Source organism: Halobacteriovorax sp. GB3, from assembly GCF_028649655.1.
In the GTDB taxonomy this organism is placed as follows: domain Bacteria; phylum Bdellovibrionota; class Bacteriovoracia; order Bacteriovoracales; family Bacteriovoracaceae; genus BSW11-IV.
In genome coordinates, this window is the sequence record NZ_JAQSLN010000001.1 from 348,845 (window position 1) to 369,823 (window position 20,979).

Below are 20,979 nucleotides of genomic sequence, written 5' to 3' on the forward strand. Positions count from 1 at the left end.
AAACTGAAACTGTTATATTTAACTAAAGAGCGATAGAATAGGCGAGATAAAGAAAGATTTTATGGAGTAAACAGATGCCAAAGAAAATGTTTTTAATTTATTTATGTTTCTTTTCGATATTTCAGGTTTCTGCTGGAGATAAGTGGCTGATTAATAAAGATCACTCTCATGTGAATTTCACAGTACCTTATATGCAGTTTTCAGAGGTTTCTGGACGATTCCTGAGATTTCAGGGTTCTATGAACTATAACAGAAAGGAAGACTCAATCTCTAATATCTATGTCGAGCTCGATGTGAAATCTATTTTCACAGGTAATAAAATGAGGGATCAGCATTTACGTGAAAATGATTTCTTTGCCGTAGAGCACTTTCCTAAAATCGCTTTTAAAGGAAAGAAGGTTAAGTATGAGGGGTATGATATTACTGTCATTGGTGATCTCTCGATGCATGGAGTAACGAAAGAAGTTACTTTCAAGGGAAAGAGAACTGAGTTACAAAAAGATACTTGGGGTTATGAAAATATGTTCTTTACTCTCAAGGGTAAAATTAATAGAGAGGACTTTGATCTTCAATGGAATAAGACATTAGAAGCTTCTGGCTATCTTGTCGGGCGTGAAGTTGAAATTGATCTTGCCTTTCAAATGCAGCCACAGGGAAGACTAACTCCGTTTAGTAAACATAAAATTCCCGATACAAAAGTGATTCGCTTACGTGAGAAGCTTTCACGAGGTGAGATTTCTCGTGAGGAGTACGTTGAACTCTCTGGAGAAAAACCAGCTTTTGAAATCATTAAAGAAACAAGAACTGTCGAGATTCCAACTTATCAGAAAAAAGAATCTGCAAGCTCTAGAGAGAAACTAGATAATGTCGGATCTGCAAAAGGGATGGTTGATGAATCGAAATCTCATAAGTATGGCTATATTCTTTTTGAAAGAGAGACATTTGCCTATTATTTAAGTTCTATGTTTCTAGGTGTCTTAGCTCTTTTTGGAACAATCTCTCTATTTAAAATGGTTTCGAGAAGTTTTGAAAATACAGGGCTTAAGTACACACTTCATTTTCTTCTATGTTTTAGCTTCTTTCTCTGTAGCTATATCGTAACTTTCGATGACTTTATGCAATTTTCAATAGCTATTTTTAAATAATGGCTAAAAGAAGTGGTCTGAATTCAGGCGCAGACCACTTCTTTATATCAATCTATTTCTGCAAAAATTTCTGAAGGTTTTTTTCTACTGACAGATCGAATGATCATACGTGAGATTAAGTAGATAAATCCCAGTGTTAAAAAGAAGATCCCTAAAGATGAAAGAGAGCCAACTGTTGGAATCGTATCAAAAACGATTTTTGATAAAAAGAAGGCCACTGATTCTGCAATGAGGATTCCCACAAAAAGAGAGGTCGCCGATAGGATTAGAATTTCAATCGTTAACGACTTTTCGATATCTTTACTTTGAATTCCAAGAACCTTTAAGAGGTGAATATCTTTTTGTCTCAATTTAAACTGATGATTAATAAGTGAATATATAACAAGTAATCCAACTAAAAGAGTGAGAATCGCCATGACAACGAGAATCTGGGCCATACTTGAGATGATGGAACTTATTTTTTCAATGACTCTTTTAACATCAATAATAGAAACGTTTGGAAAGAGGTTACTTATTTCAGTTTGGGCCTGATTGAGATCGACAGTATCTTTAGCCGTCACGGCCATAAGATATGACTTTGGAGCCAACTCAAGAACGCCTTCTCCAAAATTGATAAAGAAGTTTGGAATGAAACTTGTCCATTTTACATTTCTAATTCCGACAATCTTCGCTTTAATAGGCAAGTCGAGGACATCAAAGAGAAGTGTATCTCCAAGATCTACACCGAGTCTCTTTGCATAACGTCGCTCTAAAGTGATCTCTGCTGGCTCTTCAAGATTAAACTCCTTGACCGCTTTTGGAAGTCGTCCTCTGACAAGAGATTCACTGGCATCGAGATATCCTCTGTAACTGAGATTAATCCCTCTATTGCGCATGCGTATGGCGCGTTGTTCTTCTCTGGTTAGCGCTTGCTCTGTTGATGTTTTAAGAGGCTCTCCGTTGATTTCGAGCAGTCTTGATCGAACCATAGGAGAGGTATTTAAATCTTCTAATGAAAGTTTTTTAAGGAGCTCCAGTAGGTTCTCTTTTTGATCTTCTTGGATATCAAAGAGGAAAAATACTGGGCTTCGAGAGCTTGAGGGACTGATCTCTTCTTGAAGATTCGTCCTAATCAAAGGAATCAAAGCGATAAATAGTGTCGATAGTGTTAGTGAACAAAAAATAAAGAGGGTCGAAATCTTGTGTCGAATTAAATACTTTAATGACAATTTCTTTGCAAGAGATCCTCTCCATTGAATGTGTGATAACTTTGATAAAATCGTAGCACCCAAAGGAAATGCCAGTAGAACAAAGAGAAAGATGATTCCAATGAATAAGCTTCCAATGAGAAAAGAGTGGGCCAGATAGATTGCTAGAGGCCAGTAAAAAAGAAGAACAGGTAAATAAAGAAGCTTATCTTTTAAACTTGAGCTCATTTGTTCATCAAATGAAAAAAGAACTTTATGATCTATATTCGTGTAGGGGATAACGAGTGCTGGAGCAATCGTTAGTGTTGCCATTATTCCAATAAGAAAAACGACAAGAGATTGGAGGTTGAAAAGACTTACTGGAATTTCAATTGCCAAGGCATTTGCTATAAATGTTGAAAGTATAAGTGAGAGAACAGTCCCTAGAATGACACCAAGTAAACTTCCAATTGTTCCAAGAAAAAATAATTCGCCAAAATAAACTTTTTGTACCTGAGACTTCTTAAGCCCGAGAAACTTCATAATAGCAATTTCTTTTCTTCGGCCATGGAGGAAGCCTCTAAATAGATAGACGAGTCCAAAAGTTGCTAAGAATAGCCCTGCGAGAGAAACAAGTCCTAAAAAGTCATTGAGATAGCCAAGAACTCTTCCCACTTGCTGAGAGGAGGTTTTAGGTGTGTTGACCCTAATAGATGGTTCATCGAGAGCTTTCGTTATTTTCTCTCTTAATTTCTCTTGATCAATTTTTGCATTTCTTAATTTAAAGTGGTGAGTATATGAGATTGTACTTCCAGCTTGATTGAGACCACTTAACTTCAGTCCTGCTGAAGATATGTACATCCTTGGGGCCAGTGCTCCCATTTGCAAATTCTGTTGAGCATCGTCTTTAATAAAACCTTTAACAATGAAAGTTCCTGAACCAATTTTTAGAGTTGATCCAAGAGTAAGTCCCAGTTGAAACTTTAATTCAGGGTAGGCATAGACGTGGTTCTTTTCAATGTTTCTTAGACTTTGATCATCTTCTAAAACAATTTTACCATAGAAAGGAAAGTTATCTTCGATGACTCGTAAGTTAATAAGTTTACTCTTATCTTCCTTTCTAACCATAGAAAACATCGATAGGACGAGAGAGTGATCACTGAAATCTAGATTTTCTTTGACGATTTTTACATGCTTATCTTCAATCTTTCTGCGCGCACCTATAGAAAGGTCTGATCCTGAGATACTTTTTGAACGCTCTTTAAGTTGAGAATCAAAGCTTGTTTTTAATATCTCAATTGCACTCAGTCCCATCAGACCAATGGCAAGATTCAATATAAAAAAGAAGATAAAGCGCGGAGAGCTTTTTAGTTCTCGTTTAATGAGTCTAATAAGCATTGAGTTTTCCTTCTTCTAAAATCAGAGTTCTTTGACACTTTTTTGCTAACTCTGGATCGTGAGTTACGAGAATAAGAGACATATCAGTTGATTTAACTAAATCGAAAATCAACTCCATTACTTCATTTCCCGTTTTCTCATCGAGGCTTCCACTGGGCTCATCTGCAAGTAGAATTCTTGGAGTCGTTGCAAGAGCTCTTGCTATGGCAACTCTTTGCTTTTCTCCACCGCTTAACTCGCTAGGAAAGTGAGCTTCTCTATGGGCCATCCCTACTTTTTCTAGGAGTTGCTTGGCCTTTTGCTCAGGATTGTCTTCACCTTTGATCTCAATGGGCAACATGACATTCTCAAGAGCATTTAGGTGATCAATGAGATGAAATTGTTGGAAAATGACACCAATGTGGTGACTTCTTAGATAGCTTATTTCATCTTCAGAAAGAGTTGAGATTTTTTTATCAGCATAGAGAATCTCTCCTTCATCGAAACGGTCAATACCACATAGAAGTGAGAGAAGTGTTGATTTTCCACTCCCTGATTTTCCTAGAATTGCTATGGTCTCTCCACTTGAAACCTCAAGGTTTAGATCTTTAAGCACTTGAAGCTTTTGTTCAGCTTGGTGATAAGATTTTGAAATATTCTTTGCTTGAAGAATCATTTTTTATCCTTTTTGAGGGCCGTGAGTAAATAGGGCTTAACTGTGTTGGCCATGATTTGATGACCCTTTTCATTCGGATGAATTCCATCTGCTTGATTAAGTTCTCTTATTCCGGCCACATCTTTTAAAAGAAATGGAATCATATCAAGTTTATATTTTGTTTTAAGATCGTCATAGATCTTTTTAAAGCCATCAACGTAGTCTTTCCCATAATTCGGTGGCATTAGCATTCCTGCAAGTATGACGTGGATGCCATTGTCTCTTGCCATTTTAATTACTTTTTCAAGATTGTTCTTCGTGGCCTCCAGCTTAACACCTCTAAGACCATCATTGGCACCAAGGGCCAATAGTATAATGCTAGGCTTTGCTCTTAGATACCATTTTAAGCGACTAACAGCTGATGCACTTGTTGATCCACTGATGCCTCCATTGAGAATTTTGACTTCTTTACTTAATTCTTTATTGATTTGTTTACCTACGAGATACGGGTAGGAGAGTTCTTTTTTTATTCCATAACCAGCGGTTAAAGAATCACCTAAAAAGAGAACGGTCTGCGCTAATGATTGAAAAGAAAATAAGAATAATATCGTAAGAAATAGTGACTTCAAAAGAGCTCCTCAATGTTTTTTAAATTCTAACATCTAGGCACTCTCTTGTGTCAGAGAAATGTCAATTTAGGAGCTCGATACCACTAAATTCATTGACTCAATGGCCTCAATTATATCTTTGATATGATCGTGTCCTTTTGTTTCTAAAGTAAAGTGGACAGCTGTTTCCCCAAGGTGAGTATTTGAGAATGTTCTGTTGTGATAGATATCGACTATGTTTGCTCCGTGTTTTGCAATTTGTGAGGAGATATCACTAATAATTCCCGGAGCATCTGGAACAATAATCTTTAGATTGCAAATTCGACCATCTTCGCAAAGTCCTCGTTCAAGAACTTTAGAGAGAAAGTTGAGATCAATATTTCCACCGCTGACGATAATTCCAACCCTTTTTCCATCAACATTTTTGATCTTGCCAGCACTCAGGGCTGCAAAGCCAGTTGATCCCGCACCTTCTACAAGAACCTTTTCAATTTCTAAAAGCTTCACAATGGCGTGGGCCATTTCAAGTTCTGTCACTGTGACAATTTCATCAACATATTTTTGAACAAGTTTGAATGTATTTTCTTTAACAGTTGTTACAGCAATACCATCAGCAATTGTTTTCTTTTTAGGAATTTCTACGATTTTACCTTTTGCAATGCTTTCCTTCATGGCCGGCATTTGTTCGGCTTCAACTCCAATAATACGAACCTTAGGATTGAGAGTTTTAAGTGCGAGTGAGACACCTGAAATCAGACCGCCTCCACCAATGGGAATAATAACGACGTCGAGATTTTTAACACTCTCAAAGATCTCTATTCCAATCGTTCCCTGACCGGCGATAATATCTGGATCATTAAAAGGATGGATGAAGGTCTGTCCTTCTTCTTTTTGGATTTCTAAGGCCTTTTGATAGGCTTCATCGTAGAAGTTTCCATGAAGAATTACCTTCGCTCCAAATTTCTTTGTTCCTTGAATTTTAGAAAGAGGAGTCGTTTCAGGCATGACAATTGTCGCATTAATACCAAGTTTCTTGGCCGCAAGAGCGACACCTTGAGCATGATTTCCAGCAGAAGAGGCAATGACACCATTGTCTTTTTCCTCTTGAGTTAGCTTCTCCAGACGATTGAGAGCACCCCTTACTTTGTAGGCACCTGTTAGTTGTAGATTTTCTAACTTTAAAAAGACGGAACAATCCGTTTGTTCACTTAGGAGTGTTGAATAGGTTGTTGGGGTCTTGATGATTTGGTCTTCAATTCGACTTTTTGCATCAAGGATATCTTTAAATTCAATCATATGCTCAAATCCACTCTAGAGTTTTATGGATGCATCTTAAAACATAGAGTGGATTTAGAAAAGAAAAACAGAGGTCTATTTCTTTTTATACTCTGCTTCAAAAGTGTCTGGTGCAACTTGACGTGGCTCTCTCGAATGGGGTTCTTGAGTGTTGTAAGGATTGGTGCCTTGTGAGTGGTAGCTAAAGCCTCCACCACGTCCAAAAGTACTAAATTGAACATTTCCGCTTGCGACTGCTTTTTGAAAGTAAGACTTTAAGAAAACAGCTAATAGATGTCTTGTTCCAGGAAAAACCATCGATAGTCCAAAAATATCTGTTAGAAACCCCGGAGTTAAAAGAAGGAGACCGCCACCAAAGACGAGTAGTCCATGAATTATTTGATCGGCCGGAAGGGCTCCTTGCTCTAGGTCTTTTTGCATTTTAGAGAGAATGGCAAGGCCTTGTGTTTTTGCAAGACTAGCACCAATCACACCAGTGAGAAGAACAATAAATAGGGTATTGAGACCACCAATTTGACCACCAATAGAAAAGAGTAAATAAATTTCTAGAGCGGGAATGACGGTAAAAAGGAGAACTAATATTGAAAACATATAACCTCAGTTTGTTTCACTTAAAAACATAAGATGGGATTGCCTCTATTATTGTCAAGGTAAGCTATTGAAAATATTTTCTAAGTTCAAGAAATTAGGTGATATTTCCGATAAGATCATAAGGTTTTTTAAGAGAGACTTATGCGATTACAATGTCTTATCATTCTATTTTCTTTTTTGTGTTTATTGAACACTGCTGCGCATGATGGTTGCGCAGAGATGAATGATACGCCAAGTGCTCCTTTTGACTCTTCCTTAGAAACGATTCTCCAACTCACTTGGAATGTGGCCGATGAAAAGGCCATGAGAAATCCTCACTGTAAAAGAGAAATTCCAAGTATTTTAGAGATCGAAAAATTTTTAAACGAAAAGGCGGTTGGAAAAAAAGAAAAGCGATTGATTGCAGGTCAAGAAATTGAAGGTGACTCCTATCATCTGGATCTCTTAGAAAAACTCATTTATCAAAAAGATACTTTCCACAATCTTGTAAAAGATGAATCGATACGCATTCAAAGTATAAAAAAATGTAAAAAAGCCTTATGTGCCTTAGAGAATCTTGCCCCATCAAAAGAAGTCTCTCTTAAGCAAGCCTTTTTACTTTCAAAGTATGGATTTAATAGTTCGCCTTATGTTTTTAAAGAGGCAGAATTTTTTAATCATGATGAAATTGATGATGCTCTAAGGGCCCTAGAGCAATATCCTGATTTTGTTTTTCCGTTAGAATCCAATAGACAATTTATTCGCTATCCAAAAGGTGTAGAACATCCTGAGAGCAAAACAGCTATTGCGGATGCTACGATGTCATTTTTTGGCAATTGGCTTAAAGAGCCTTCTTGGAAAAGAGAGCAACATGTGTTTCATGAAGTGGCCCATCGCTTTGCGATTAATTTCAAGTTGGATGTTGAAACTGATTGGTTAAAGCTCTCAGGTTGGGAGAGGGCCGATGGTGATCAATGGACTAGAAGAGAGAGCAATCAAGTATCGCTCTATGGTGAAACGAATCCATTTGAAGACTTCGCTGAAGCTGTTGTCTCTTATCGTTATCGTCCAGAACTTTTAAGAGAGATCGCCCCTAAGAAATATGAATATATAAAAACACTTATTTTTCAAGGTGTAGAGTATCTCGATGAATTAAAATGCGAGGATAGATCTGTCATTGCTAAAGCTCAGCAGATCGTTGATTCGATCTCTTTAAAAGACAGAGAAGAACAGGCCTATGCCTATGAAGCAGTCGATATGTGTCATCCGCTTTTAATTAAGACATTCTTTGTTCAACAGTCCTACAAGCATGATAAGAACGAAAAAGAATTGAATACATGCCTTAAGCAAAGCTTATTTGCTGTTCAGCTAGGGCAAAAGTTCAATATGAATTTAGAAGAGTTGGCCCTTTTAAAAATTAAGGGGATTGCCTCGAATGTTAAAGTTAGGCCATCGCTCATGAGAAAAATGAAATCTCTCTTTTTTACAAATCTTAAAGAAGAATTAGTTCAATCATATGATCAGTTTGAATCTAAAGATATAGTAAAAAATGTGATCAATGGAGCCCTCTCTTGTAAAGATTCTAATTTAGGAAGTTCGTCTCTATTTTTGAAATCTCCATATTTTAATTCATTTTATGCTGTCGATAAGAATAATGAGAAGCATTTTCAAGATTTTTGCCGAAGATCAAAAGGCAATAGCTATACCAATGATCGAGACTTTGTCTCCGATTATCTCGATGAAATTGGTTTGAGATTTCTTCAATAACTTAAAAGTTTACAATGACCTTACAATTGTTTCATTGACTCTCAAGTCGATTCTAAAGGAGAATACCTTTAGATAAGGAGCTCCAATGAAATCAATTCTAATACTGGCCTTGAGTGCCATTTTTTCATTTCAAACATTCGCCGATTCGACACTCCAACAGAGATTGGATCAAAGAAAAGATAATGCTAATAAGAAAAGACCAGATGAGGTCAAAAAAGTGATGGATGATGCTCTAAAAGAGCTACAGAAGGCGGGAATTGCTGAGGCTTCTCTTAAAAAAGATACAATTGTTCCAAGCTTTTCTATTGATGGAAAAGATATTAGCGAATTTTATAAAGATGGAAAAATCATTGTTAGCTTTTATAGAGGTAGCTGGTGTCCATACTGTATGATGCAATTAAAAGAGTATCAAAAGTATTACGATGAAATTCTTAAAAAAGGTGGAAAGCTCATTGTTCTAGCTCCCGATACAAAAAAAGAAATTGCTAAGACTAAAAGAAATCATAAACTTACTTTTCCAATCTATTCTGACAAAGACAATCAAATTGCGAAGAAATTTGGATTGGCCTTTAAGCTTGATGAAAAACTTAAGAAGCTCTATACAAAATTTGGAATTGATTTAAAGAAGAACCAAGGAAACGAGAACTTCGAACTTCCTCTTCCTGGAACTTATGTGATCAACAAAAAAGGTCAAATTATTTACGCTTTTGCCGAGGCTGACTATACAAAGAGAGCTGAGCCGAGCGAAGTGATTAAACTTCTCGATTAAGAGTATTATTTTTTTTTGAAGATAAGCATTCGGTTATTAGCTGGCATTTCATGGTCAGCTAGTAACTCTATCCCTTCTTTAAGGAGGAGTTCACAAACTTCTTCAAAGTCTCTAATCCCCATATGAGGCGCTTTCATTTTCAGAAATTGATCAAACTCTTCATTGCTCTTACTGGTAAATCTTCCTTGGTAATTAAAAGGGCCATAATAAGCAAACAGAGCACCATTTTTTAAATTCTTACCTAGGTCTTGAAAGAGAACCTTTGCTTGATCAAAAGACATAATATGCAGTGTATTCGCACTGAAATAGAGATCATAGTCCTCAGCAGGTAAAGGCGTTTGACCTGCTTGATAGTGAAGAGGTGATAAAATATTTACGAGATCTTCTTGATCGTTTATCCAGCTTTTTATTGCTTGGTGGTTTTCAAGAAGATCACTGGTTTGCCACGTGATATTTGGAAGATTTTCGGCGAAATAAAGGGCATGTTGCCCTGTGCCCGAGCCAATCTCAAGAATATTTAAATGTTGATCTTTGATGAGTTCTTTTAAAATCTCAAAAATAGGTTTCTTATTGCGCTCACATGCTGCGGAGTATGGTTTTGTCATAGTTATTATTATGGAGAATGCATCGAGGGTGGTCAATGAAATGTTGCGCTGTCTTAAATTTGCCAAGTCACGCTAAAAGCATTGTAATGTTATAGCAATAAATGACTTCGATAGATTGGAGGACGCGTGAAGCGCTATATTTTAGTTTTGTTAATGTTAGTCACTTCTACTTTTGCTTCTGAGTGGGTTTTTGTTCAAGAGTATGAGGGTGTAAAATTATTTAAACTCAAAGAACAAAAAGATGGAATTATTCCTTTTAAAGCAACTTTTGATTCAACTTATGAGCAAGAAAAATTTGTACAGCTCTTACTTGATTATCAAATGAAAAAGGATTGGTCTCCAAAGCTTAAAGACGTTAAGCTCCATAAGCAACTCAATAAAAGAAGTTATGTTTTTAGTGAGTACTATTCTACTCCTTGGCCTTTTTACGATAGAGAGTTTCTTCTAACAGGTGAGATCATTAAGAACGGTGATGTCGTTCATTTTAAAGCAAGCCAATTTGATGATTCTTCATATGCTGATGACTCCCATGTTGTGGCCAATGTTCAACTACTTGATGTGGCCTTGAAGCCAATTGAAAAGGGAACACATATTGAATTTCGCTTTATTGGAGATATGGGCGGGGTGATTCCTTCTTGGGTCTCAAATATTATTCAAAAAAAGTGGCCTGTTCGCTTTATCCAAGCAATGGAGAAAACTCTGAGTATGAATAAACAAAAAGTTTCAAAAGAATATAAAGACTATCTAGAAGATATTAAATAGAGGGAGAGATATGAACGTTTTTATTAAGATAATTTTGTTATTGGGACTAGTCAGTTGCGCAAGTACGTATGATAAAAATATTCCTGTCAATAAAGACAACATCCAACCGGGTTCAAATGTCACACTTGGGGGAAAAGATGTTTCTTTGTATAAGGGCAAGCACCCTTTAAAAGTTGGAAGTAATTTTGTCGATCTTATGAAGACGATTAACTTTCCATTTGAATTTAATAATAAAGTTACTGTCATTAATGTTGTTCCTTCAATTGATACGCCAGTATGTGAAGCCCAGTCCCACATTCTAGGCGAAACAGATATGCTTAAAAAAGGAATTGATCTTGTCAGTATTAGTCGCGATCTTCCAATGGCACAGAAGAGATTTGCTAAAGAGGCGAAGTTAACTAATATTCGCTACCTTTCTGATTATGCTAACGGAACATTTGGACGCAGCACAGGTGTTATGATGAAAGAGAAGGAGCTTCTTGCAAGGGGAGTGATTGTTCTCGATGCGAAGGGATATATTCGCTATATGCAATTTATTTCTGAAGTAACTCAATTACCTGATATGGTGAAGGCCTTTGAAATCGCAAATCTACTCGTTAAATAAGTGGTCAAGTTAGTTTTAATTCAAATCTTATTTTGTATCGGCCTAGGTTTTTTACTTGGGCCATTGTCTCTTAGTTTTATTTCTCTTTTTATTCTTATCGATCTTTTTCTTACCGTTTTACGTTTAGTCAAAAAAGAAAAAGCTCCTTTTTCACGCTATCTTATTGGTTCTCTGATTTCTTTTTTTAGTCTCTTTTACTATTTTGATGCCTATGGTGGATTTGCCTTAAAAGAACAGGGAAGAAAAGTGAGAGTATTAAGCTTTAAAGAGCAGAGAGAATGGTTTAAAGAGAAGAGAACGCCCTATCCCTGTCTGTTCTGTGAAGAGTTTCACTTCATTGAAAAAAGAGAGCATGCTCCTTATCCTATTCTTTATCTTAATATCTACTATCCCTTCTACCGGAAGAAATATGACTTTGAGACAGGTACTGTTAAGAGGTTTTAGTTCTTAAAATGGGACTTTCTTCTTTTAAATGCTTCGTGAAGGCATCCATAACGATTTTGTGCATAGGTGCTTGGGTTACAATATAAATGTACCAAGGTAGTGAAGGAATAAATTCATGAATGGCCGCAATCGTATATTCTTTATTCAAAACTTGTCTAAATTCGAGCCAACCAGTGTGAGTCGTCTTTGATAAAAGACCTCCGATAATGTGAAATTTTTGACGATCTTGATCGTACTTACCTGGAATATACTTAAGAATCAATAGGGGCGTATTAGGCATAAATGACAAATGAAACATAATCTCGTCATGTTGTTCATTTGTTTTCACATGAATTAAAGTCTTCATATAAATTGGTAGCCATTCAATATATTCTTTCGCAATAAATTTACAGTCAATATCTTTAATTTTTGGAAGTCGTTGTATCGAACGTACTGAGTTCGATTCTTTTAGTTTTCTTTTTATTCTCGATCTTTTTTCACGAACAGTTGTCGAATTTATCTTTTCGATCATTTTCGCAAAAGTTCGATATTCAATATTCTCTCTAATAAATGGTGATTGGGTGTGGGAGTCAAAGTGACAAAGTAAGCTATCGACAAGTGGTGAAACGAGTTCAAATGTTGATTGCCCAAAAATGGTAACCCAGAGTTTGGAGAATTTAACCGAATTTATTGGAACAGAGAGCATTGCTCGCTTTAATTTTCCCTTGTCAGCAAGAGTCCTTATCAATTGCTCATAGGTGAGATTTTCCCCATTAATAACATCGATGGTTTTATCGTAGTGTTCTTGGTTTCCAATACACTTTGAGATAATGTTAATGAGATCATCAATATAGATGACTTGCGTTTTATTCTGTGTCCAGTTGGGTAAGACCATAAAAGGCAGATTGTTCACAAGAGATCGAAGGATTTCAAAGCTGGAACCTCCTTTTCCTACAACCATACCTGCTCGTAATATTGTTGTCGGAATGCCCGTTGCTTTTAAAACGTTTTCAACTTCTTTTCTACTTTGAAGATGCTCACTTAATTGTCCATTTGGAATGAGTCCTCCAAGATAGATAATTTGTTTCACATTATTTTCAATACATGAACGAGCAAAATTATCGGCTAGGAGAAGATCTGTATCTTTGAAATTACCTTGAAACAATCTCGTTGAAGGAAGCATTGAGTGCACGAGATAGATGGCAACATCTGCTTCTCTAAGGCCATTTCTTGTACTATTGAGAGAGAAGAGATCGACTTCCCGCCAGGTAACTTGACTGTCTTTACTCTGTCGCAAAAAACGAGAAAGCCCAAGTACTTCAAAGTTTTCTTTAATATTATCGATGAGATGATTTCCAACAAATCCCGATGCCCCGGCAATGGCCACTTTAAGTCCCATGAGTCTCTCCTTTTGAACTAAGATCATTATAGCCTAGATCTAAGTTAGAAAATCATTCGTCTAAATACCGTCTAGAGATCGATCTTTACTTAGAGTTGAGGTAGTCGCTCTTACGTCCTTTAAATTCTTCCATGGAATTATTAACCCCAAAGAAATTTAAAAGAGCATCAAAAATTGTAGGAGAGAGAACTTTTATCAAAAAGATACTAAAGATAAATCTTGGCATAATTAATCGTGGTTTTTTCTTATCAATTGCTCTAATGATTTTATCTGCAACATATTCTGGTTTTAAAATAGGAAGGAGAAAAGGGAATCGGGTTTTAACTCCATCAAACATCCCTGTGTTTATATAAAAAGGACAGACAGCCGTTGTGGTTACATTACTTTTCAGTTGCTTCAGCTCTAGTCGTAAGCTTTCATCCATATTGAGAATTGCTGCTTTTGAGGCCGCATAGTCTGAGAGCTTTGGAACTCCAACATAAGAACTCGCTGAACAGAGATTGACGATTTGCCCACTATCATTTTTAAGCATGTACTTGAGTGCCTCAGCACTTAGATAAAAGGGAGCATAGACATTTATTGAAAATGTTTTTTCGATATCTTTTTTCGTTAAATCAATGAAAGACTTCCCACTAACAATTCCTGCATTATTGATAAAAATATCTGGTTGAAAATCTCTGATGAGTTCTTTCGCTTTCTCAATATCATCATCAAGGCTTAGGTCAGCTTTTAATGTGCGAATTTTTTTATTGTCTGTTTTTATTTTATTTAGTGACTCTTCATTAATATCAACAATGGCAACACTAAAATTTCTCTTCAAGTATTTCTTTACAAGAAGTAGTCCGATTCCCGATGCTCCACCTGTAATAAGTACTTTATTTGCTTTCATATATTTTCCTTTTTTTATAGTTTAATGAGCTTTAATTGAATTTGAAAGCTTCAAATTTGCCTGCAATTAAGCTAGTGTAGGAGAGTGTATACTTTAAGACCATATCAAGAAGAAGCCGTTCAGCGAACGGTATCTCATTTTCAAAAATCACTTGATCCAGCTGTCGTCGTTTTGCCTACGGGAGCGGGAAAGAGTTTAGTAATCGCTGAATTAGCTCGCATTGCACGAGGTCGTGTTCTCGTTCTCGCACACGTTAAAGAACTTGTTGAACAAAATCATGGAAAATATGAAAGCTATGATTTGAAGGCCGGAATTTACTCCGCTGGTCTTTCGAGAAAAGATTCAAAATCAAAAGTTATATTTGGAAGCATTCAATCTGTTGCACGGGCCAAGGATGACTTTTTCAAAGACTTCAGTCTTCTGATTATTGATGAATGTCATCGCGTTTCTTTAGAGTCGGATACTCAGTATCAAAAAGTCATATCAAAGTTACAAGAAAATTCAAAAAGACTTTGTATCTTGGGACTAACGGCAACGCCCTACCGACTAGGAATGGGATGGATTTATAATTATCATTACCACGGTATACAAAAGAGTGAGTTAGAGTGCTTTTTTAAGCGTTGTGTTTATGAGCTTCCTTTAAGCTATATGATTCGCCACAATTATTTAACTCCTCCAATTAAAATAGATTCCCCTGTTGCCTGCTATGATTTTTCTAGCTTAGAAGTCGGTGCAATGGGACGCTTTGAACCTCGAGAAATTGAAGAAATTCTCTTTGAGCAAAAAAGGGCCACTCCCGGAATTATTGCTCATATCGTAGAACAGGCAAAAGATCGAAAAGGTGTGATGATTTTCACTTCTACTGTTCGCCATGCCAAAGAGATTATGGAGTATTTACCTGATGATCAATCGACTCTGGTTGTAGGGGAGACGAATTTAAAAGAGAGAGAAGAAATTATTTCTCGCTTTAAGCGACAAGAGATAAAGTTCTTAGTGAACGTTTCCGTTTTAACCACGGGCTTTGATGCTCCCCATGTGGATCTTATTGCGATTTTAAGACCAACGGAGTCTATTAGCTTGTATCAACAAATTGTGGGTCGTGGGCTTCGTTTATTTGAAGGGAAGAAAGACTGCCTTATTCTCGATTATACGGGACAAGATCACGATATTTTTATGCCTGAAGTAGGTGAGACGAAACCTTCTGGGGACAGTGAAATTGTTCAAGTTCTTTGTCCTCTTTGTGGTCATGGCAATATCTTCTGGGGCAAGACAGACGAAACGGGGGCGGTTTTAGAGCACTATGGTCGAAAATGCCAGGGGGCCTTTGAAGATGAAGACACTGGAGAAATAGAATATTGTGACTTTAGATACCGCTTTAAAGAATGTGAACAATGTGGATGTGAAAATGATATTGCCGCAAGAAATTGCAGACAATGCCAAGCTGTTCTCGTTGACCCTGATAAAAAGTTAAAAGAGGCCATGGAATTAAAAGATGCTCATGTCTTGAGATGTGACCATATGGCCATTAGTGTAGGAAAAGATAAGAACTCGCGTGAAAGACTTGAGATTCGCTATTATGATGTTGATGCGAATTATTTAAGTGAGTTCTATCTCTTTGAATCAAAATCACATAAGGCAGCTTTTTTTCATACTTTCACTCGTTATCATCTGAAAAATCCCGGGGCCAAAGTTTTCTTTAATTCAGCTTCTGAAGTTGCCAAGGGGATTGGTCTTTTTCGTTTTCCTAAATTTGTGATCGCCCGTAAGAAAGAGCGCTTTTGGAAGGTGCGCGAAAAGATTTTCTAAGTACTTAACTTCATTAAAGAAAACTTGATTTTATATCGCTAATTTCTCTTCTTATGAGCAATCTTATCTTTTTCAATGATGATTATTTAACCGAAATCGTTTAGAATAATTGCTCGAGAGGAAGCAATAACAATGAACGCAAATTTAACTAAGCTTGGAGAGTTTGAAGAAGTCGAGATGGAAGATCTCTATAAAGATCGACTATGGTCTTCAACGAAGTCTTATATTTTTAAGACTTACTTCGCTTGTTGTTTCTTCTTTGTTTGGGCCGGAATTCTCGGTGATTATAATCGCCACTTCTATATTGGTAGTGCCGATATCTTAACAAGCCTTCGCGTGATTCTCCTTCTTATCTCAATTGGCTTTTTCATTCGCTACAAAGATGAAGCAACGAGACCTAGGAATTTAGAGTATTGGCTCGATTCAATGAAAGGTCTTTCTACTTTAGTTATTATTCTCTTAACCATTTGGACAAAAGGAACAAGCTTAACCCTTCTTCCTGGTATCATGATGATGGTTGGTAGTTTTTTTCTCATCCTCCCTGGCAGGGCAATCTCTTCGATTCTTTGTGGTGTTGCTCTTTTTATAACATTTCTCTTCTTTCAAGATCCTGAAAAAACATTTGGTCCAAAGATTCATTTGTATATGTCCTTTATGCTTCTTGCCATTGAGATTTTACTCTTATTTTTTAAAGTTAAATTTGAAGGTACAAGAAGAAGAGAGTACTTCACTCAGCTTAGCCTGAAGGAAGTTAATCTTGCTAAGGATAAAATTCTCGCAACTCTCGCTCACGATATAAGAAACCCCTTAATGACGATTCTTTTAAGAGCAGAGAGATCTTTAAAAAGAAATAAAGACAACGAATCCCTCATGAAAGATCAAACTGCGATTGTATCCTCTGTAAAAAAATTAGATCTTCTTATAACTGACTTAACTGATTGGGCCTTAACAGAGATGAGCCCAGGGGAGCTTGTGAAGAGAAAGTCTTGTGTCTCTCAAACAATCGTTGATGCTGTCGACTTTGTCGAAGAAGTTGCCCAAAATAAGAAATTAACATTTAATGTTGATATCGTACCTTTTGAATTTGATCACGACCAAAAGATGCTGACGACTTGTGTGAGAAATCTTTTATCTAATGCAATTAAGTTCTCGCCCTCTGAAAATGAAATTTTCGTAAGAGGAAATGTGAACAAGAGTGCTTATGTTATAGAAGTTGAAGACCGTGGTCCAGGAATGAACGAGAAACTTGTTCAGCAAATCGTTCAAGGCAAGAATATCGTCAGTTTAGATGGTAGTTTAGGCGAAAGAGGTACTGGGCTTGGAATGAAACTCGTTCACAATATCGTTTCAAGACACGGTGGAGAAATTGAAATTCTGTCCTCTCTTGGTAAGGGAAGTACTTTTCGTCTGATCATGCCTATCTAATGTCAATTTTTTGTAAAATTCTTTTTTTCCTAGAGACTCAAAGAAAGTTCTCCCGTAAGATTGTCAAATCGCAATTTGTTTTCTTTAGGAGTAAAAATGAAAAACATCTTTATAACATTAATTTCTCTTGTTTCACTTTCTGCATTTGCTAGCAATGTAGATCTTAAAAAAAGTACATTCAAGTGGACGGGAACTAAGATCACTGGTGAGAAGCACTTTGGAAAAGTACCTCTTAAAAGCGCTGATATTAAGCTAAAAGAAGATAAGCTCGTCGGAGGTTCTTTTGAAATGGATATGACTGGAATTACTGTTGAAGATATCGAAAGTAAGGAATGGGCAACGAAGTTTGTTAATCACATGAAGAATGAAGATTTCTTCGTTGTAAATAAGTACCCAACATCTAAGCTTGTTATCAAGTCTGTTGAAGGTGATAAGGTAAAAGCTGATATGACTCTAAAGGGTCAAACTAAGCCAGTTGAATTTACTTATAAGAAAGATAAAAAGAACTTCAAAGGAACACTTGTTTTCGATAGAACTAAGTTTGGTGTTAAATATGGATCAGGCTCTTTCTTTAAAAACCTTGGTGACAAAGTTATCAATGATAAAGTTTCTGTTGAATTTGACGTAGTCCTAAAATAATTTCTTATTTAAAAAGGTCTTTCTTGTCTTCTAAAAAGTCGAGAAAGGCCTTTGTCTTTGGTGAGAGATAATCTCTCGATGGATAGAGTGCGTAGAGGGGAACCTCTTCACCTTTATACTCTTTCACAAGAACTTTCAATGTTCCCTTTTGAATATCATCTGTAAACATAAAGCTTGGTACATAACCAATTCCTAGGCCTTGAACGACGGCATTTCTAATAATCGTGAGGTTATTTACAGATAGACGAATATTTTTTGGGCGTAGTTCAACAGTGACATCATCTTTTGCAAATTGGAAAGCACCTTTTGATTTTTTTAAAGCATGAGAGTTAATGATCCATGGAAAGTTATTAATCTCTTCAAGTGTTGTGGCCTTTTGAAACTTCTCAAGCCACTCGTCATTTCCAACTAAAACGAATTTTCCTGTCCCAACTTTTTTACTAATAAGATTTGAATTTTCTTCAATGAGTGGAGCAGGTCGAAGAGCTAAATCATAGTTCTCACTAATAATGTCATCTTTAATTGTACTGAGATTCAATTCTATATTGATCTTTGGGTAGAGCTTTAAAAATTGAGGAATGATTTCGGCCGAGACAAATTGTCCAAGAGCGATGACGGAGGTAATTCTTAGTTTTCCTTGCGGCTCATAGTGCAGAGATTGAACGAGATCTTTTGCATCTTCAAGACCTTCGATGAGAGGTTCAATTCTCTCGTAAAAGGCCTGTCCTTCTTCAGTGAGTGATAAAGTTCGAGTGGTTCTATTGAGTAGGCGAACTTGAAGGCTGTCCTCTAGTGATGTCATTCGTCTTGAAAGTTTTGATTTTTGTACGCCAAGGGCCTCAGAAGCTTTAGTGAAACTTCCATATTTCAATATCTTAAGGAAGAAATAAGCGTCATTAAAGTCCATGAAAACCTCTCTTCTTTGTTCTATAAATAGAACAATCATTTCCATTATGGGCTATTTATTGTTTCTAGTAAAACATTTAAGATGTTCTCAAGGAGAATCTTCATGGCCAAATTAACTACTGGTTCTGAAATTAAGCACATGATTCACTTAAGCTTGCCGCTTATGGTGGGGATTCTCGCTATCTTTGGTTTCAATCTCGTTGATACATTCTATGTTAGCCAGCTTGGTAATAAATATCTGGCGGCCATTTCATTTACTTTCCCCGTAGTTTCAATCATGGGAAGTATCGCTTTTGGTTTAGGGCTTGGAGTGACGAGCTTGATTTCAAGAGCTCTTGGTCGAGGTGATCAAGATAAGGTTCAAGAGTATGCAACGGATGGACTCTCTCTTTCATTTATTATTGTGACTCTTTTAAGTTTTGTAGGCTTCTTTTACATTGATCCACTTTTTAGATTACTTGGAGCTAGTGAGGAGTTACTACCGCTCATTCGTGAGTACATGGAGATTTGGTTTTTCTCCATGATGTTTATTGTTATCCCAATGGTTGGTAATGGCGCTATTCGTGCGACGGGAAATACTAAATTTCCAGCACTCGTTATGATTGTTGCCGGTCTTATCAACTTTCTTCTCGATCCCATATTCATCTTTGGACTCTTGGGATTTCCAAAGATGGAACTTCAGGGGGCGGCCCTTGCAACTGCCTTCTCTCGGCTTGCCACTTTAATTGCCTCTCTCTACTTTTTGCATTTTAAACTTGGCATGTTAGTTTCGCCCTTTCGAAGTTTCAAAAAGACATGGGAAAATTGGAAAGATATTTTAGAGCTTGGAATACCTGGAGCGATTAACAACGCTGTTGTTCCACTGTCTATGGCGCTTCTCACTAAAATGGTTGCTTCCCATGGGCAAGACGCTGTGGCAGGTTTTGGAGTGGCCACAAGAATTGAGGGCTTCATCATGATCGCCATCATTGGTGTTGCCGCAAGTTTATCACCTTTTATTGGACAAAATTGGGGGGCCAAAGAATTTGGTCGTATAAAAAAAGTCATGGCCACGTCAAATCTCTTCACGATGATTTGGTCAGTTTTTGCCTTTATCGTCTTTCTTTGCTTTTCTGGTGACATTCTCTCTTCATTTTCAGCAAATAAAGAAGTGCAAGACGTGGCCCACTTTTACTTGGTGATCATGATTCTCACATTCATCTTTGAGGGAATCATGCTCAATATCAACTCATCCTTTAATGCTATTGGAAGACCCAAAGTCTCGCTCTTTCTCAATTTCTCTCGCGTAGGATTTGTTTACGTGCCTATGGCCTATTTTCTCGACCAGTACTATCAAGTTGAGGGAATCTTCATCGCGGGGGCCATCGCTAACGTAACTATTGGAATTCTCGCCATTTTAGTCTTTCGTAGTAAATTTTTTAACAGTAAGACAATCTAGTTCTTCCATGGTACAAAGCTCTCTGTAAGGAGAGATGTCATGAAGAAAAATTTTGATGACTTGGAGTCATGGGCGCCAAAGAAACTAAGAACACTTAGAAATAACTTAAACAATAGAATTCAATCTTATAAAAATAATCCTTCTAATCCGAAGGTTCTAAGCGAAAGCCATATGCTTTATGGGCTCGAGCAAGATGAGTGTGAACAACTTCTAAAGAAGGTTAAAATTCTCATACTAAAAGCAAAGTAAATAATAAAAAGGCACTCACTGAGTGCCTTTTTTTTTGGGAATGTATCAAGTTGGAAGATTACTCTTCTTCTACGTGAAGATCACCGATCAATTTAAGAGCATCACTTGTTGTGAAGATTCCAACAACTTTCTTACTTTCATTGTGAATAAGAATCGAGTTGATTTTCTTTTCAAGCATGAGCTTGGCAATAAGAGTTACAGGTGTATTTGTGTCTACTGATAGAGGATCTTTTGTCATGATATCTTTACAGCTCATGTCATTATTTCCCCAAACAGTGACAAATTGAAGGTCTCGATCACTGATAATACCAATGGCATCACCATTAGCGATTACTGGAACGTGATGGATTTGGTTTTTCTTCATCATTTCATACACTTTAAAAACTGAGGCCTCTGGCTCAACAAAAGTTAAGTTTTCTGTGACATAGGCCGTTGCTCTTAGTTCTTGCATTATTTTTTTCCTTGTTTTCTATTTAAGTGA

21 protein-coding genes are annotated in these 20,979 nt (G+C 36.7%); 11 read left to right on the plus strand and 10 right to left on the minus strand.

Going from position 1 to position 20,979, the window contains the following annotated elements:
- Positions 1-74: 74 nt before the first annotated feature.
- The gene (locus HBN50_RS01725) at positions 75-1,145 is read left to right on the plus strand and encodes a YceI family protein (RefSeq protein ID WP_273867414.1); all 1,071 of its coding nucleotides are present in this window, start codon (positions 75-77) and stop codon (positions 1,143-1,145) included.
- 47 nt (positions 1,146-1,192) lie between these two features.
- Here HBN50_RS01725 and HBN50_RS01730 read toward each other — a convergent pair whose 3' ends face one another.
- From HBN50_RS01730 to HBN50_RS01750, 5 genes are all read right to left on the minus strand, one after another.
- Entirely contained in the window at positions 1,193-3,709 is a 2,517-nt protein-coding gene (locus HBN50_RS01730; protein ID WP_273867415.1) for an ABC transporter permease, read from the minus strand.
- Positions 3,699-4,364, minus strand: coding sequence for an ABC transporter ATP-binding protein (locus HBN50_RS01735; protein WP_273867417.1), 666 nt, complete (start codon positions 4,362-4,364; stop codon positions 3,699-3,701). The genes HBN50_RS01730 and HBN50_RS01735 overlap by 11 nt, the downstream gene beginning before the upstream one ends.
- Positions 4,361-4,972 (minus strand): arylesterase, encoded by a 612-nt coding sequence (locus HBN50_RS01740; RefSeq protein WP_273867418.1) that lies wholly within the window; start codon positions 4,970-4,972, stop codon positions 4,361-4,363. The genes HBN50_RS01735 and HBN50_RS01740 overlap by 4 nt, the downstream gene beginning before the upstream one ends.
- 66 nt (positions 4,973-5,038) lie before the next feature.
- The gene (gene ilvA / locus HBN50_RS01745; protein WP_273867419.1) at positions 5,039-6,247 is read right to left on the minus strand and encodes a threonine ammonia-lyase; all 1,209 of its coding nucleotides are present in this window, start codon (positions 6,245-6,247) and stop codon (positions 5,039-5,041) included.
- Between the two features lie 75 nt (positions 6,248-6,322).
- Positions 6,323-6,838: an FxsA family protein gene (locus tag HBN50_RS01750; protein WP_273867420.1), complete on the minus strand. Its 516-nt coding sequence runs from the start codon at positions 6,836-6,838 to the stop codon at positions 6,323-6,325.
- Positions 6,839-6,979: 141 nt separating this feature from the next.
- Between HBN50_RS01750 and HBN50_RS01755 the strand changes: the two genes are divergently transcribed.
- Both HBN50_RS01755 and HBN50_RS01760 read left to right on the plus strand, forming a co-directional pair.
- A complete protein-coding gene (locus HBN50_RS01755) occupies positions 6,980-8,584 on the plus strand; it encodes a hypothetical protein (protein WP_273867421.1) in 1,605 nt (534 codons plus the stop codon).
- 85 nt (positions 8,585-8,669) lie between these two features.
- Positions 8,670-9,353, plus strand: a complete 684-nt coding sequence (locus HBN50_RS01760; protein ID WP_273867422.1) for a peroxiredoxin-like family protein — start codon at positions 8,670-8,672, stop codon at positions 9,351-9,353.
- A gap of 5 nt (positions 9,354-9,358) precedes the next feature.
- Here HBN50_RS01760 and HBN50_RS01765 read toward each other — a convergent pair whose 3' ends face one another.
- A complete protein-coding gene (locus tag HBN50_RS01765) occupies positions 9,359-9,958 on the minus strand; it encodes a DUF938 domain-containing protein (RefSeq protein ID WP_273867423.1) in 600 nt (199 codons plus the stop codon).
- Between the two features lie 126 nt (positions 9,959-10,084).
- On the opposite strand from HBN50_RS01765, the gene HBN50_RS01770 reads away from it, so the two are divergent.
- The 3 genes from HBN50_RS01770 to HBN50_RS01780 are packed head-to-tail and all read left to right on the plus strand — an operon-like array spanning position 10,085 to position 11,768.
- Positions 10,085-10,720, plus strand: a complete 636-nt coding sequence (locus tag HBN50_RS01770) for a hypothetical protein (protein ID WP_273867425.1) — start codon at positions 10,085-10,087, stop codon at positions 10,718-10,720.
- A 10-nt stretch (positions 10,721-10,730) separates the two neighbouring features.
- Positions 10,731-11,324, plus strand: coding sequence for a redoxin family protein (locus HBN50_RS01775; RefSeq protein WP_273867426.1), 594 nt, complete (start codon positions 10,731-10,733; stop codon positions 11,322-11,324).
- Entirely contained in the window at positions 11,325-11,768 is a 444-nt protein-coding gene (locus HBN50_RS01780; RefSeq protein ID WP_273867427.1) for a hypothetical protein, read from the plus strand.
- Here the strand turns inward: HBN50_RS01780 and HBN50_RS01785 are convergent.
- Together HBN50_RS01785 and HBN50_RS01790 are read right to left on the minus strand one after the other, a co-directional pair.
- On the minus strand, positions 11,755-13,146 hold the full coding sequence (locus tag HBN50_RS01785) for an NAD-dependent epimerase/dehydratase family protein (protein WP_273867428.1): 1,392 nt from the start codon (positions 13,144-13,146) through the stop codon (positions 11,755-11,757). The genes HBN50_RS01780 and HBN50_RS01785 overlap by 14 nt on opposite strands.
- A gap of 85 nt (positions 13,147-13,231) precedes the next feature.
- On the minus strand, positions 13,232-14,035 hold the full coding sequence (locus HBN50_RS01790) for an SDR family oxidoreductase (RefSeq protein ID WP_273867430.1): 804 nt from the start codon (positions 14,033-14,035) through the stop codon (positions 13,232-13,234).
- A gap of 84 nt (positions 14,036-14,119) precedes the next feature.
- On the opposite strand from HBN50_RS01790, the gene HBN50_RS01795 reads away from it, so the two are divergent.
- From HBN50_RS01795 to HBN50_RS01805, 3 genes are all read left to right on the plus strand, one after another.
- Positions 14,120-15,841 (plus strand): DEAD/DEAH box helicase family protein, encoded by a 1,722-nt coding sequence (locus tag HBN50_RS01795; RefSeq protein ID WP_273867431.1) that lies wholly within the window; start codon positions 14,120-14,122, stop codon positions 15,839-15,841.
- A 132-nt stretch (positions 15,842-15,973) separates the two neighbouring features.
- Positions 15,974-17,266 carry a sensor histidine kinase gene (locus HBN50_RS01800; RefSeq protein WP_273867433.1) on the plus strand — a complete coding sequence of 431 codons (1,293 nt, stop codon included), beginning with the start codon at positions 15,974-15,976 and terminating at the stop codon, positions 17,264-17,266.
- Positions 17,267-17,362: 96 nt separating this feature from the next.
- Entirely contained in the window at positions 17,363-17,905 is a 543-nt protein-coding gene (locus HBN50_RS01805; RefSeq protein ID WP_273867434.1) for a YceI family protein, read from the plus strand.
- Positions 17,906-17,909: 4 nt separating this feature from the next.
- On the opposite strand, the gene HBN50_RS01810 is transcribed toward HBN50_RS01805, so the two are convergent.
- Positions 17,910-18,857, minus strand: a complete 948-nt coding sequence (locus HBN50_RS01810; protein ID WP_273867436.1) for a LysR family transcriptional regulator — start codon at positions 18,855-18,857, stop codon at positions 17,910-17,912.
- A 57-nt stretch (positions 18,858-18,914) separates the two neighbouring features.
- Between HBN50_RS01810 and HBN50_RS01815 the strand changes: the two genes are divergently transcribed.
- Positions 18,915-20,249 carry an MATE family efflux transporter gene (locus tag HBN50_RS01815; protein WP_273867437.1) on the plus strand — a complete coding sequence of 445 codons (1,335 nt, stop codon included), beginning with the start codon at positions 18,915-18,917 and terminating at the stop codon, positions 20,247-20,249.
- 39 nt (positions 20,250-20,288) lie between these two features.
- Complete coding sequence (locus HBN50_RS01820; RefSeq protein WP_273867438.1) at positions 20,289-20,498, plus strand: hypothetical protein; 210 nt, start codon at positions 20,289-20,291, stop codon at positions 20,496-20,498.
- Between the two features lie 58 nt (positions 20,499-20,556).
- On the opposite strand, the gene HBN50_RS01825 is transcribed toward HBN50_RS01820, so the two are convergent.
- Positions 20,557-20,949: a CBS domain-containing protein gene (locus HBN50_RS01825; protein WP_273867439.1), complete on the minus strand. Its 393-nt coding sequence runs from the start codon at positions 20,947-20,949 to the stop codon at positions 20,557-20,559.
- Positions 20,950-20,979 lie beyond the last annotated feature (30 nt).